The sequence below is a fragment of the Streptomyces endophyticus genome (genome assembly GCF_035798155.1).
Taxonomy (GTDB): Bacteria; Actinomycetota; Actinomycetes; order Streptomycetales; family Streptomycetaceae; genus Streptomyces; species Streptomyces endophyticus.
In genome coordinates, this window is sequence record NZ_JAOZYC010000148.1 from 29,362 (window position 1) to 43,367 (window position 14,006).

General features: G+C 73.2%; 9 protein-coding genes. All 9 read right to left on the reverse strand.

Going from position 1 to position 14,006, the window contains the following annotated elements; genetic code table 11:
• Positions 1 to 22: 22 nt before the first annotated feature.
• Complete coding sequence (locus tag OKJ99_RS28695) at positions 23 to 1,708, reverse strand: glycoside hydrolase family 13 protein (RefSeq protein WP_326020705.1); 1,686 nt, start codon at positions 1,706 to 1,708, stop codon at positions 23 to 25.
• Positions 1,705 to 2,388 (reverse strand): aspartate/glutamate racemase family protein, encoded by a 684-nt coding sequence (locus OKJ99_RS28700; RefSeq protein ID WP_326020707.1) that lies wholly within the window; start codon positions 2,386 to 2,388, stop codon positions 1,705 to 1,707. Before OKJ99_RS28700 ends, OKJ99_RS28695 begins: the two co-directional genes overlap by 4 nt.
• On the reverse strand, positions 2,385 to 3,371 hold the full coding sequence (locus tag OKJ99_RS28705) for a hypothetical protein (RefSeq protein ID WP_326020709.1): 987 nt from the start codon (positions 3,369 to 3,371) through the stop codon (positions 2,385 to 2,387). Before OKJ99_RS28705 ends, OKJ99_RS28700 begins: the two co-directional genes overlap by 4 nt.
• An 80-nt stretch (positions 3,372 to 3,451) precedes the next feature.
• Positions 3,452 to 5,029 (reverse strand): FGGY-family carbohydrate kinase, encoded by a 1,578-nt coding sequence (locus OKJ99_RS28710; protein WP_326020710.1) that lies wholly within the window; start codon positions 5,027 to 5,029, stop codon positions 3,452 to 3,454.
• The gene (locus OKJ99_RS28715) at positions 5,026 to 6,414 is read right to left on the reverse strand and encodes a GH1 family beta-glucosidase (RefSeq protein ID WP_326020712.1); all 1,389 of its coding nucleotides are present in this window, start codon (positions 6,412 to 6,414) and stop codon (positions 5,026 to 5,028) included. The genes OKJ99_RS28710 and OKJ99_RS28715 overlap by 4 nt, the downstream gene beginning before the upstream one ends.
• The gene (locus OKJ99_RS28720; protein ID WP_326020714.1) at positions 6,411 to 8,399 is read right to left on the reverse strand and encodes a hypothetical protein; all 1,989 of its coding nucleotides are present in this window, start codon (positions 8,397 to 8,399) and stop codon (positions 6,411 to 6,413) included. The genes OKJ99_RS28715 and OKJ99_RS28720 overlap by 4 nt, the downstream gene beginning before the upstream one ends.
• The gene (locus tag OKJ99_RS28725; protein ID WP_326020715.1) at positions 8,392 to 10,851 is read right to left on the reverse strand and encodes a glycoside hydrolase family 2 protein; all 2,460 of its coding nucleotides are present in this window, start codon (positions 10,849 to 10,851) and stop codon (positions 8,392 to 8,394) included. The genes OKJ99_RS28720 and OKJ99_RS28725 overlap by 8 nt, the downstream gene beginning before the upstream one ends.
• 5 nt (positions 10,852 to 10,856) lie before the next feature.
• Positions 10,857 to 13,331 carry an alpha-mannosidase gene (locus tag OKJ99_RS28730; RefSeq protein ID WP_326020716.1) on the reverse strand — a complete coding sequence of 825 codons (2,475 nt, stop codon included), beginning with the start codon at positions 13,329 to 13,331 and terminating at the stop codon, positions 10,857 to 10,859.
• Positions 13,328 to 13,978 carry a D-sedoheptulose-7-phosphate isomerase gene (locus OKJ99_RS28735; protein ID WP_326020718.1) on the reverse strand — a complete coding sequence of 217 codons (651 nt, stop codon included), beginning with the start codon at positions 13,976 to 13,978 and terminating at the stop codon, positions 13,328 to 13,330. The genes OKJ99_RS28730 and OKJ99_RS28735 overlap by 4 nt, the downstream gene beginning before the upstream one ends.
• Positions 13,979 to 14,006 lie beyond the last annotated feature (28 nt).

Consider the following 14,006-nt stretch of genomic DNA (forward strand, 5'->3'; position numbering starts at 1 on the left):
ACGGGGCCGGGGGCTGATCCACTCAGCTCCCGGAACCTCCCACTTGACTCGGTTGGGCGCTGTCGAGGCGGTACCAGACCGTGGCGTCCGGAGGCAGGAGCCGGGCCGTGGCCGGGAGAGGCAGGCTGGTGAGGGACGGAGGTCCGGAGGGGATGTCCGGCAGGAGCGCCGGTTCGGGGGACGGGTTGGTGACGCAGCGCAGTGAGCCGACCGTGAAGTCGAGTACGGGGTCGGCCTCGGCGGAGTGCCAGGTGATGTCCGTGTCCGCGGTGAGGAGGGTGCGGCGCTGGGTGATGGCTTCGCGGTAGAGGGCCAGGGAGCTGGTGGGGTCGGCCTGTTGGGCCTCCACCGAGAGGGCGGCGAAGGTCGCGGGCTGGGGCAGCCAGGGGGCGGCCGGGCCGAAGCCGTACGAGGGGCCCGTGCGCTCCCAGGGGATCGGGACGCGGCATCCGTCGCGGCCCTTGCGGGCGCCGGCCGAGCGGTGGCGGACCGGGTCGCGCAGGGCCTCGTCGGGGAGGTCGGCGACTTCGGGGAGGCCCAGTTCCTCGCCTTGGTAGAGGTAGGCGGCACCGGGGAGGGCGAGGAGCAGGAGGGCTGCGGCGCGGGCGCGGCGTGCCGCGAGGGCCGGCGGTACGCAGGGCTCCGTGCCGCCCGACCGCAGCCAGGCCTCGATGTCGGTGCCGGACGGCAGGGCGAGGCGGGAGGCGTGGCGTACGACGTCGTGGTTGGAGAGGACCCACGTGGGGGTCGCGCCGACCTCGACGGCGAGGGTGAGGGAGCGGTCGATCGTCGCCCGCAGCGTCGCGCCGTGCCAGTCGGCGCCGAGGAAGTCGAAGTTGAACGCCTGGTGGAGTTCGTCGGGGCGTACGTACTGGCCGCGGCGGTCGAGGGCCGCCCAGGATTCGGCGACGGTGACGCGGGGCGGCTCGTAGGCATCGGTGACGGCGCGGAAGCCGCGCAGCAGGTCGTGCACCTCGTCGCGGTCCCAGAACGGGTGCTTGCCGTGCCAGCCGTCGCCCACGATGCGGTGGTGCACCTGGTCGGGGCCGAGGTCGCGGAGTGGTTCGGCGAGGTCCTTGGCCATGCCGTGGGCGACGTCGAAGCGGAAGCCGTCCACGCCGCGGTCGAGCCAGAAGCGCAGGACGTCGTGGAACTCGGCGACGACCTCGGGGTGGTTCCAGTCGAGGTCGGGCTGGGTGGCGTCGAAGAGATGGAGGTACCACTGGCCGTCGGGCACGCGGGTCCAGGCGGGGCCGCCGAAGACGGACTGCCAGTCGGTGGGCGGCCGGGTGCCGTCCTCGCCCCGGCCGTCGCGGAAGACGTAGCGGGCGCGGGCCGGGCTGCCGGGGCGTGAGGCGAGGGCCTGCTGGAACCACGTGTGCTGGTCGGAGGTGTGGTTGGGGACGATGTCGATGATGACGCGCAGGCCCAGTTCGTGGGCGCGGGCGAGGAGTTCGTCGGCGTCGGCGAGGGTGCCGAAGCGGGGGTCGATGTCGCGGTGGTCGGCGACGTCGTAGCCGCCGTCGCGCATCGGGGACCGGTAGAAGGGGGTGAGCCATACGGCGTCCGCACCGAGGTCGGCGACATGGGACAGGCGGGCGGTGATGCCGGGGAGGTCACCGATGCCGTCGCCGTCGCTGTCGGCGAAGCTGCGGACGTAGATCTGGTAGATGACGGCGGAGCGCCACCAGGCGTCGTCCGGGTTCACGGGGTGTCTCCCTTCCGGCCAAGCAGGGTGGCCAGTTGGGCGGTGCCGGAGCGCGGCGACGTGAGGACGGGCACACCGAGCGCGTCCTTCGGCAGTGCGGCGAGCGCGTTCGCCATCGATGCCTGGGCGAGGACAAGGACGTCGTGGTCTGCGGCGAGCCGCTGGGCCTGTGCGGCGATGATCCGGTCGTGGCGGTCCTGGTCGCCGCCGGTCCGCGCCTCGTACGCGCCGGGACAGGCGGTGGTGGTGAGGGTGATGTCCCGGCCCTGGTCGGTGGCCGCGCGGCGCACCAGGTCCGCGGTGGGTGTGAGCGTCGAGTCGAGGGTGGCGAGGACGGCGATGCGGTTGCCGGTGCGGACGGCTTCGGCGGCCATGGGTTCGTCGACGCGCAGCACCGGGATCCCGGCGAGCGGTCGGGCCTGTTCGGCGAACGGGCCGACGGACGAGCAGGTGACGAGGACGGCGTCGGCACCGGCCGCCTCGGCCTGCTGGACGTAGGCGGCGAGCCGGGCGGCGGTGCGGGGCAGCGGCCCGTGGTCGATGGTGTCGGCAAGCAGGCTCTCGTCGACGACGTGGTACGGGCGTGTGTGCGGGGCGAGTTCGCGCAGCAGTGGATCGAAGGTGGCGGGCAGTCCCGCGACGGTGTGCAGGACGCAGACGCGTGGGGTGCGGGCGCTCATGCGGAGGCCTCCTCGCGAGTGGCGGCCTCGCGACTGGCGGCCTCGCCGTCGCGTGCCGCGGTCGTGTCCCACCAGGGGCGCCCGTGGGTGTCCACGATGTCGCCGAGGCGGCGGAGCCGGTCCGTGCTGGGGCCGCGGAGCGCCGCGTCGCGGTCGCCGGTGAGGGCGTCGGTCCACAGGGCGCGGCCCGCGAGGAAGCCGGAGGCTCCGGCGCGGCACGCGGCCTCGACGGCGGCCGGGAAGTCGGCGGCGGTGACGCCCTGGGAGAGGACGACCCACGGCACGTCGACGACCGCGTCGATGCGGGCGGACTGTTCGGTGAGGTGGGCGAGGGAGCCGACGCCGCCGTCCGGGACCTGGCACTTGTACAACGAGGGCCGCAGTGGGGCGAGTTCGATGGCGGCCTCGACGATGGCGTCGTTGAGGACGAAGGTGCCCTCCTCGCCATGGGCCGGGCGGGCCACCGGTTCCAGGACGGAGGCGAGTCCCGCGGAGCGGCACAGGTCGATGAAGCGGGAGGCCAGTTCGACGCGTTGTTCACGCTGATCGTCGCGGCGCCAGATGACCAGGAGCTTCAGACCGCGGGTGCCGTGGGCGACGACCGCGGCGGTGTCCACGGCCTCGTCCAGGGACGTGCCCTCGACGGCCTGCCCGGGTTGTTGGTCGAGCACGTCGACCGCGAGGATCGGCGCGCAGGAGCCGGGCAGCACCTGGTCGTCGATGAGCCGCCGGTAGCCGTAGTCGCGGTCGATGAGCAACGCGGAGGCGTGGGGGGCGAGTTCACGGGCAACGGCCATTTTGAAGTCGGTGAGGTGGGCGTGCGGGATGTCCTCGCCGGGGACTCCGGCCCGCTCGGCCATCATCGTGCGCAGCGAGTCGCGCTGATCGGCGGCGACCATGGCGAACGTGCCGGTGGGGCGGGCAAGTTGAGCGGGAGCGACGGAGCCTCCGGCGAGCGTGGGGGTGGTGCTGGTGCGGGTCATGGGTGGGGTTCCTCGGGGTCGGTGACTGAATCGGGGTCGAAGCCGTCGTGATGTGCGGGCTGCACCGGGGGCCGCCCGACCTACCCTCGGCGGCGAGTGGGCAAATCAAGCCCCTGCGGCGATTGAGCAGCGGGGTCCGGGGCGGGGCCCCGTGGCGTGGGGGCGGCGAGGCCCAAGGCAGAACCCCGTGGCGTGGGAGCGGCGGCCAGTAGCAGGAAACGCTCCCGGTGATGCACCCTGTGCGCCTCCGCCGTCGCCGCGTCGGGTACCAGTGGATGCGAAGGCGCGGCGGGCGCCGGGCCGTCGAGGCCGATGGACGTGCCCGCCAACAGCGCCGCACCCACCCCCGGCGCCTCCGGTTCCGCGCACACGCGGGTGGGCCACGGGCAGACCGCCGCCTTGAGCGCGGTCCAGGCGGTGAGGCGGGTCGAGCCGCCGAGCAGCGTCACCGAACCGGGAGCCGCCCCACCGCACAGCCCCGCCTGCGTGTCGGTCATCCAGCGCGCCTGGTGCGCCGTGCCCTCCAGGATGGCGCGGGCGATGTGGGCGGGTCCGTGCTCGATCCGCAGGTCGTGCACGGCGAGCCGGGCCCGCGGGTCGGGCCGCGGTGCGCTGCGCCCGTGCACGTACGGGGTGACGGTCGGGCCGCACGGTGTCGCGGGCAGCGTGGCGACGAGCCGGGCGAACTCTTCGTAGCGGGCCCGCCCTTGCGCCCCGTCGAGGAACCGGTCGCAGAACCACTCCACCAAGAGGCCGGATCCGGCGGTGCCCGCGAGCACGATGAAGTGGGTGCCGTCGGCGTGCCGGCCCCAGGACATGCCCTCGGCGGCGGCGCGGGCCCGGTCCGGCGGGTCGCCCGTGACCGTCAGAACCGCCTCCGCGGTGCCCATGGAGTCGGCGACGTGCCCGGGCTCGCGCACTCCGGCGGCCCAGGCCCCGACGAGGTGGTCGTGCCCGGCGACCACCACGGGGGTGCCGGCACGCAGCCCCACCTCACCCGCGGCCTCGGCCGTGACGTGTCCCACCGGTTCCCCGACCCCGCACACCCGCGGCATGTGGTCGACGCCCAGGCCCGCCTCCCCCAGCAGCTCGGGGATCCACCGGCGCCCGACCGGGTCCCACGCCATGGTGCGCTGCGCGAACGTGGCATCCGTGCCGACCGCCCCCGTCAGCGCGTGCGCGACCAGATCGGCGGCGCCCGCCCATGTCCGCATGCGCGCGGGCAGCCCCGTGTCCTCCGCCACCAGCGCACACCACTTGGCGAGCGGCACCTTCGGGCTGGGCAACACCCCGGTACGGGCGTGCAGTTGATGTGCGCCGAGGGCGTCGGCCAGCCGTGCCGCGTGCGGTGCCGGGGCCGGGTCCGACCAGGCGCGCACGGGGCCGATCGCGCACCCCTGCGCGTCGAGCGGCACACCCGCCTCCGCCATGCCGGTCACCCCGATGGCCTGCGGTGCGCGGCCGGCCTCCCGTACACACTGCGCGAGGGCGCCGAGCGCGGCGGCGACGAGTGCGTCCGCCGGGTGGGTGTGGGGCGAACTTCCGTACGGCGTCGGCGACGCGGACCGTCCGACGACCCGCCCGTCCGTGTCGCACAGTACGGCCTTCACATGGGTCGTGCCGATGTCCAGCCCACCGAGCAGCATCTCCGCGCTCATCGCCCACCCCCGTCGTCGACCGCCGGCAGCGCACCCGAGCGGGCCGCCTCCGCGTACCAGCGCCCGCTGTCCTTGATGGTGCGGCGCTGCGTCTCCCGGTCGACGTGGACGAGGCCGAATCGCGGCCAATACCCCATCGCCCACTCGAAGTTGTCGAGCAGCGACCAGTGGTAGTAGCCCTCCACGGGCGCGCCCGCGCCGATCGCGCGGTGCACGGCGGCGAGGTGGGCGCGCAGGAAGGCGGTGCGTCGAGTGTCGTGCACGCGGCCGTCGTCGCCCGGCTCGTCTCCGTAGACGGCGCCGTTCTCGGTGACCAGGAGCGGCACGCCCGGGTAGTCGCGGTGCAGGCGCAGCAGCAGGGACTCCAGGTCGTCGGGGACGACCTCCCAGCCGAGGTCGGTGCGCTCGACGTCGGATCGGCCCTCCTCGACCGTCCAGGGCCACGGCCCGTCGCCGGGCCGGGCGCTGACGATGCGGCGCGTGTAGTAGTTGACACCGATGAAGTCGCTGCCTGCGGCGATGGTGTCGAGATCGCCCGCGCGGATGAAGTCGAGCTCCCCCACCACCCGTTCCCAGTGGGCGCGCATGTCGGCGGGGTAGCCGCGACCGTGCACGGGGTCGAGGAACCAGCGGTTGACGTAGCCGTCGGAGCCCTCGGATGCGACGCGGTCGGCGGCGTTCGCCGGGTCGTCGGGGGCGTGCGGGAAGAGCGAGTAGGCGATGCCCGCGCGGGCGTCCTCGCGCCCGGTGGCCCGCAGTTCGCGGACCGCGAGGCCGTGGGCGAGGAGCAGGTGGTGCATCACGGTGACGGATGCCTTGAGGTCCTTCTCGCCCGGTGCGTGCAGGCCGAGTTGGTGGCCGAGCAGGCCGACGATCCAGGGCTCGTTGATGGTGACCCAGTCGTGGACGCGGTCGCCGAAGGCGTCGAAGCAGATGGCCGCGTAGTCGGCGAACCGCTCGGCCGTCTCCCGGTTCCGCCAGCCGCCGCGCTCTTGAAGCGCCTGCGGCAGATCCCAGTGGTAGAGGGTGACGAGCGGTTCGATGCCGTGCTCCAACAGCCCGTCGATGAACCGGTCGTAGTGGTCGAGGCCCCGCTGCTCGACCCGGCCGGTGCCCTCGGGCATGATGCGCGGCCAGGCGAGCGAGAACCGGTGGGCGTTGGTGCCGAGTTCGGCCATCAGCGCGACGTCGGCGGCGCGGCGGCGGTACTGGTCGACGGAGATCTCACCGGTGTCGCCGCCGTCGATCGCACCCGGCACACGGCAGAACCGGTCCCAGATCGACTCGCCGCGCCCGTCGGCATCGACGGCGCCCTCGACCTGGTACGAGGAGGTGGAGGTGCCCCACCGGAAGCCGGCGGGGAAGTGCAATCCGGGCGTCGTCACAGGGCCTCCTGAAACTCGGGAAGTTCACGGGCGAGCTCGCAGGCGTACAGCAGCACGCCGGCCGACCAGGCGTGGGAGAGCGTGAGCAGCATTCCCTTCGCCTGAAAGCACTCGGTCTGGTAGAAGCGCTCGCTGACCATGCCGCGGTAGGCGTTGAAGTCGCCGTCGGCGCGGGCCACGAACTGGCGGAAGCAGTCGAGGTTCTCGCGCGTCGAGCGCAGGTAGTAGGTGTCGTCGAGGTGCCGGGCCAGGCGCACGAACTCGGGCAGGCAGATCAGGCCGAAGGCGTGCAGGTGCTGGTTGGAGGGCGAGGCCTGGTCGGCGCCGCGGGTGCGGAAGCCGTAGCGGGCGAGGAAGGTGTGCTCGTCGAAGTGGACGTCGTAGGTGTAACGGAAGGTGAGGGTCCAGTCGGCGGCGCGGCGGGCCAGGTCGAGCCACTGCCCCTCCGCGTCCCCCGACTCATGGAGCAGCGTGTACGCGATGATCGCGTTGTAGCCGTCCTCGGAGGTCGGGGCGAGGGAGACGTCCTCGGGGGCGCCGCACAGGAACTCGGAGCGCACGTCGTCGGCGAACGCGGCGCCCGCGCGCCGGGCCGCTTCCAGGTAGGCGGGCTCCTCGAAGACCTCCGTGGCCTCCACGAGCGCGCCGACGAAGGCGAGTCCCGCCGCGCCTTCATGGTCGAGTCCCTTGCCGTCGTGCACGTCGTGTGCGGCGGCGAGGCGCCCGGTGGCCGGGTCCTGCCCGGCGAGCGCGGCGGCCAGATTGCCCCGCACGGCAGCCTCCCACGACGGGTGCGCGTGGCCCAGCGCCCGCTCGGCGACCAGCGCCCGCAGCGTGAACAGGGTCGCGTCGCCGAGGGTGCGCGCGTGCAGCCGGTCGGCGTCGCCCGTCCACCCCGCCGACCAGCCGCGCGAGCGCGACCACTGGCCCCAGAAGGTGCCGCCGGGTGTGAGGTGGGCGCAGATGTGGTCGATGACGGCGACGGCTGCCGCGGCCTGCTCGGTGTCGCCCACCCGCCGGGCGTGCAGCAGCAGGGCGTGGGCGTAGGGCACACCGCTGATCCAGGAGACGTGCATGGCCTGCCGGTCGCCGCTTGCGCCGAGCGCCTCGCGGTCGAAGGCGGCGGTCTCCAGGAGGACGGGCGGGTCGCTGCGGTAGTGCCAGCGATGCAGCCCCTCGGCGGACAGCGCGGCGGCCTCGTCGATGCCGACCCAGGCGGCGGGCTTCCCCTCTGGCACCGCTTGATGCAGGGCACGCAGCACGCGCGCGTAGGCGTGCGGATCGGCGTCGAGGAGGTGCACGGTGAAGCGCAGGGTGTGTTCCTCGCCGGGCTGCCAGGTGTGCAGGGGCGTGTCGGCGGGCCTCGGGGTGTCGGAGCCGTAGTACGTGACGGGTTCCTCGCGGTAGGGGGCGTGCAGCCGCAGCGCCGGCCGCTCGCCGTCCACCAGGGCGAAGCCGACGCCCTGTTCCCCGAGCGGGCCGGTCTCCGCCAGGGCGAGGGCGGCGCCGCCACGCCGGTCGCGGGCGAAGACGGCGGGGGTGGCGCAGCGGTCGGCGCGGAAGGACCAGGCGGATGCGGTGAGGCCCGTCGGGTCTTCGCCGTCGGTCGCGTAGCGCGGGTAGGGGCGGGCGCAGTCGGGGCGGCGGTTCTCGCCGTAGAAGGCACCAGGGATGAGCCAGCCGGGGTCGTCGGTCCCGCCGAGACGCAGCTCTACACGGAGCCCGGCGGCGACGGGTTCCGGCCCTTCGTGACGGACGTCGAGTTCGGCGTCGTACGACACGCCGTACGAGACGTCGTCGGCGCGGTTCAGCCGGAGGACGGCGGTGAAGCCGTGGGCGCTGCCGGCGAGGGTCGACGGATCGGCCGGGCGCGGCGTGACGGGCACGGGCAGGCACTCCCCGGCCGCGTTCAACACCCCCACCACATAGGGGAGTTCGACGAGCCCATCGGTCGCGGCGCGCAACACCCCTTGCGGCTCAGTCAAAGACTCGGGCATCGACATTCCAGCCTTCCAGCAGTACGGCGCGGCCCTCTTCGGGGGCGTCGCGCCAGGTGACGGGCGTTTCGACGGACTCTCCGGGCAGCAGGTCGAGCATGTTGTCGCCGAACACGGCCCATCCGGGGGCTTCGATGGGCCGGGCGTCGGTGAGGCGGAGACCGAGGGCGGCGGGGCCCTCGACGTGCGTGAGGCGTACGGCGCGTCGGTCCGGCGCCCAGTCGAGCGAGACGCGGGCCGGGGGCAGGTCGAGGTAGGCGGAGAGGTCGGCGCCGACACCGTGGACGTACCTGTTGGAGGCCTTCACCGACCCGTCGCCTCCCAGCAGTTGGAGATCCAGCACGAACAGCGGACCCGGCAGATCGGAAACGGGAACAACGATCTCCGCGCCCCGGCTCTCCTCCACCACCTGTCCGTCGAGTGCCACGATCCGCGCGACCGTCACACCGCCGCGCCACCCGTGCACCCGCGCCTCGAACCGCTCCCGGCCCGCCCATGCCTGCGTGGCGAACGACGCACACACGTGATCGGGCCGATACGCGCGGCGCACCCCGTGGTAGGCGGGCTTGGGGTCGCCGCGATGGTCGACGGCGGCGGTGCACCAGGCGTTCGGGAACGGCTCGTTGAACTGCCAGGGGATGGCGCCGGAGGAGCGCGGGGCGCGGCGCAGGTTGGCCTCGACGGCGTAGCGCAGTCCTTCGTACTGGAGTTGCTGGCTCGCGCGGCGCGTCCGGTCCACGCTGTCGAGCCGGCCGCCGAAGGTCCGCTGGACCAGCGGCGCGTTGTTCCACCAGGCGCCGAGGTGCTCCATGACGGGGTTGCTCCGGTCGACCGGCCACTGGGCCTGCGCGGGGACCACGGCGTCCCAGGTCCGCCGGTTGGCCATGCCCTCCACGCCGAACTCGGAGTGCAGCAGGCTGGTTCCGGCGTCGTACAACTGCTGGTGGGCGCCGAGACCTTGGTGCTCCCAGGGGCCGTGCACATCGTGCTGTCCGTCCGGCGTGCGCTCGATGTTCTCCCGCGTGTTCAGGAAGTCGCGTCCCGAAGGCGAGCCGGGCAGCCAGCCGCGGTCGGGGTCGAGTACGCGGACCACGCGGGCCAGCCGCTCCACGACCGCCGAGGACTTCTCGTCGAGCGGCGTGGCGGTCACCGTGTCGTGGAGTTCGTTGCCGGGCCCCCACAGGGCGAGCGCCGGATGGTGGCGCAGGGCGGGCACGATCGCGCGCGCCTCGCGTTCCATCAGGTCGAGGTAGGTGTCGTCGACAGCGGGGACGGAGTCGATTCCGGAGCTGGAGAGGCTGAACTCCTGCCACACCAACAGACCCAGTTCGTCACAGAGTTGATAGAACTCCTCGGTCTCGATGAGCCCGCCGCCCCACACCCGCAGAAGGGTGACGTGCGCTTCGGCGGCGAGCCGGAGCAGGTGCGCGAGCCGGTCCGGGCGCGGCACCCCGTAGAGCGCGTCCTGCGGAACCCAGTTCCAGCCCTTGGCGTGGACGCGGCGGCCGTTGACCTCGATCGTGTAAGGCAGGGCGTCGTCGGGCGCACCGGGGTTCGGCACCATGCGTACGGTGCGGAACCCGACCGTGCGCACCACGGGTTCGCCGCCCGATGCCCGTACGGTCACCGTGTAGAGCGGCTGGGCGCCGTGGCCGTTGGGCCACCACAACTCTAGTTGTGGCACGCCGACTTCGGCCAGTACGAGCCCGTCCCCCGCCCCGAACGGAGCGGACAGCCGCGCGACCAGCCCCCCGTCCGGACCGTGCACCACGGTGTGCAGCACCCCCGCCTCGCCCGCCTCCACGGCCGCCTCGACCTGGACGCTCCCCCGGCCATCGGCGTCGACGCGCGCACCGACCACCGCGTCCCGCAACCGCACGGGGCCCGCGATCTCCAGGCGCACCGGTTTCCAGATGCCCTGGTGGACGAGGCGCGGGCAGAAGTCCCAGCCGTAGTTCATGCGTGTCTTGTGGGTGCGCACCCGGTCCGTGCGGCCCACCTGGGGTTCGCCGGGCGGGGCCGGGTGGACGACGACGGCCAGGAGATGCGGGCCCCCGTCCGCGTACGCGCTGACATCCACCTCGAAGGGCACGAACATGCCCTCGTGGTGGGCCAGTTCATGGCCGTCGACGAGGACGGTCGCCTCGTGGTCGACGCCGTCGAAGCGCAGCAGGGCGCGCTCCCCCTCGGCCAGGTGCGGCAGGTCCACGACGCGGCGGTGGAGCCAGGCGCGCTGCGACACCCATTCGCTGAGCAGGCTGTCGGTGCCCACGTACGGGTCGGGGATCTGCCCGCCCGCGCGCAGGTCGTCGAGGACCGATCCGGGGACTCGCGCGGGGAACCAGCCGGGTTCCCCGTCCGGGCGGCCGGGGCCGCACAGCCAGCGCCAGGTGTCCCCCAGGCAGGCCCGCAGCTCCCAGCCGTCGTCGAGCGTGTGCACGTGGGTCAGGCCTCCGGCGAGCTGTTCACGGGCACGGGGAGTTCCAGCAGGTCCGTCTCGGTGACGGGCGCCGCCGGGTCGGCCGGCACGCGGAACGTCTTGATCTCGTGGGGCCCGAACTCGGCTTCGATCACCCGCTGTTCCCCCAGCATCGGCAGCGAGATCCGCGCCGACGCGGCCGCGCCCCGCGACTCGTAGGCCCGCACGATCGCGTCGCCGGACGCGTCCTCGTCTCCCTTGATGACGGTGACGAGGACGCTGCCCGCGCCGTCGTCCGCGTACGACTCACGCCGGCCGACCGGGCCTTCGTGGAAGGTCTCCAGGAGCGCGAACGACGGCTGGTTCAGCTCGGCGGCGCGCCGCGCGGGGTCGGCCGCGCGCCAGTCGTCGCCGTGCGGGAGCAGCAGATAGCGGAACTCCTGGCGGCCCTGGTCCAGGTACTCGTAGACGCCGTCCTCTTCGAGGATCTTCGGCTCGTGCCAGGCGTAGACGGGACTGCGCAGCGCCGTCATGCCGATCTCGGCGCCGGTGACGTCGTGGCCGTGCTTGCTGTCGTTGACGACGGTGAGACCTGCCCGCTCGCCGCTCGGCAGGGTGCCGGTCACGTCGACCCAGGCCTGGGTGGGCTCCTCGGTGCCGTCGGGGGTGCGCTCGATGAACCCGTACGGGATCTCGTGCGTGGCCGTGACGTCGGTGAGCGCGGTCGGGAAGCGGAGCTTGAGCGTCTTGAGCTGCTCGTGCCAGTCGACGGCGGTGCGCACCTCGACGGAGCGGGCGCCCGCCGAGAGCACCAGTTCCTCCGCCATGCGCGAGACGCCGTACGTGGACTCGATGCGCAGCACCGCGCGCACCGGGCCCGACTCGACGAGGCGTACGCGGCGGCAGGTGAAGGACCCGATGGCCTGGTCGTAGGCGCGCACGCGGTGGCCCCAGGTATCGCTCTTGTCGTCGACGACGACGGCGTGCGGGGCGGGCTTCGCGGGGATCAGCTCGGCGCCGGTCGACTTGTCGACGAAGGAGGTGAGCCAGCCGCTCGCCGGGTCGACCTCCAGACGCAGGTGCTCGTTCTCCAGGCTCGTGTCGGTCGCCGTCACCGGGCCGTCCATCTCCGGCGTCCCCGGCAGCAGGTGGTACACCCGGTGCCCGAGCGCCGGAACCGTGGCGCGGAACGCGAGCCGGCCCCGGCTGCCCATCATGCTGGCCTCGGAGCGCGTCAGCTGCACCGGCACCGACCTGCCGTCCTCGTCCGTCAGGCGCACGGTCGCGGCCTGCGCGAACTCGACCTCGACGTCCTGCTCCAGCTGCCACGGGTGCGGGTTGAAGACGACGACGGGCACGGTGCCTTCGTCGAGGGGGATGTCGATGCGGCGGGCGATCGCCTGGGTGGCCCGGTTGAAGACGTCGGCGGCGATCGAGCGGGCGCGGCCGTAGTCGTCGCGGGCGTCGTCGTACGCCGAACGGATGGACGTCCCCGCGAGGATGTCGTGGAACTGGTTGAACAGCACCAGCTTCCAGGCCTCCGTCAGCTTCTCGACGGGGTAGGTCTCCCCTGCCACGGCCGCCGCCACCGATGCCCACTTCTCGGCGCGCTGGAGATCGTTCTCGGCGCGGCGGTTCCACGCCTTGACGCCGGAGTGGGCGGAGTAGCAGCCCGGTCCGTGGTGCTGCAGCTCGCCCGCGTGCACCGGCACGTCCTCGCGGTCGCGGACGCGCTCGAAGAACCGCTCCGGGTGGGAGAGTTCGAGCCTGGGCAGGCCGCCGAGGGCGTCGAGGCGGGCGATGGAGTCGAGGTTGGCCTTGGTGGGGCCGCCGCCGTGGTTGCCTACGCCGTAGAACACCATCAGCTCGGGCTCGTCCGCCGGCATCATCGCGAGGGACTTGTCGAGATGGTTGCCGATGTCCTTGCCGGGCGTGCAGTACTCGTTGGGCAGCCGGTAGGCCAGCACGCGGGAGCCGTCGGGCGCCTCCCAGTGGAAGAACTGGCCGGGCAGCACCTGCTCGTGCGGGCCGGGCCGCAGGAAGATGTAGCCGTCCATCCCGGACCCCCGCAGGATCTGCGGGATGGTCGCGTTGTGCCCGAACGGGTCGAGGTTGCAGCCGATGGTCGCGGCCTCGCCGAACTTCTCGATCAGGTACCGCTGCCCGTACAGGGCCTGGCGGACGAAGGACTCGCCGGACGGGATGTTGCAGTCGGGCTCGATCCACCAGCCGCCGACGATCCGCCAGCGGCCCTCGGCGACCCGCTTGCGAATCGTGGCGAACAGCTCGGGGTCGTGCTGCTCGATCCACTCCAGGTACATCACGGAGTCGCAGGTGAACACGAAGTCGGGGTACTCCTCCATGCGGTCGACGGCGGACTGGAACGTGGCCCGGATCTCCTGCAGCCCCTCCGGCCAGCGCCACAGCCACACCGGGTCGATGTGTGCGTTGCCGACGAGGTGCAGGGTGCGCTCGCGGGAGTTGGGCTTCTCGGTGGTCATACGGCGGCCTCCGGGCGGTGGTCGTGCGGGTGGTGGTCGTGCGGGTGGTGGGTGTCCGGGCCCGCGGCCCAGGCGTCGACGTGCTCGCTGAGCAGGTGCAGGAGCGTCAGATGCATCTCCTGGATCCGGGCGGTGCTGTGCGCGGGAGCGACGAGGACGTGCTCGGCCTGGGCGGCGGCGGGCATGCCATCGTTGTCGCCGCCCGCGAACAGGACGGTGCGCGCGCCGCGCTTGCCCGCCTCCTCCAGGCCCCGGATCACGTTCGCGGAGCGCCCGGACGTGGTGAAGCCGACCACCATGTCGTCGCCGGTGACGAGGGCCTCGACCTGGCGGGCGAAGACCTCCTCGTACGCGTAGTCGTTGCCGATGCAGGAGACGACGGACGGGTCCGTGACGAGCGAGACCGCCGGGAGCGCCCGGCGTTCGCGCAGGTAGCGGCCGATGAACTCGCCCGCGAGGTGCTGTGCGTCGGCGGCGCTGCCACCGTTGCCGAAGGTGTAGAGGCGGCCGCCGCGGCGGAACACCTCGATCAGCGCGTCGCCGACGGTGCGCAGGGTCGGCAGCAGCTCCTCCAGGCGCCGCGCGGCGGCGACGTGTTCGGCGATCTGGGTCGTCGGACTGAGGCGGGCGGTGGGCGGGGCGGACATGGTGCTCCAGGGGCGAGGCGAGGTGCGG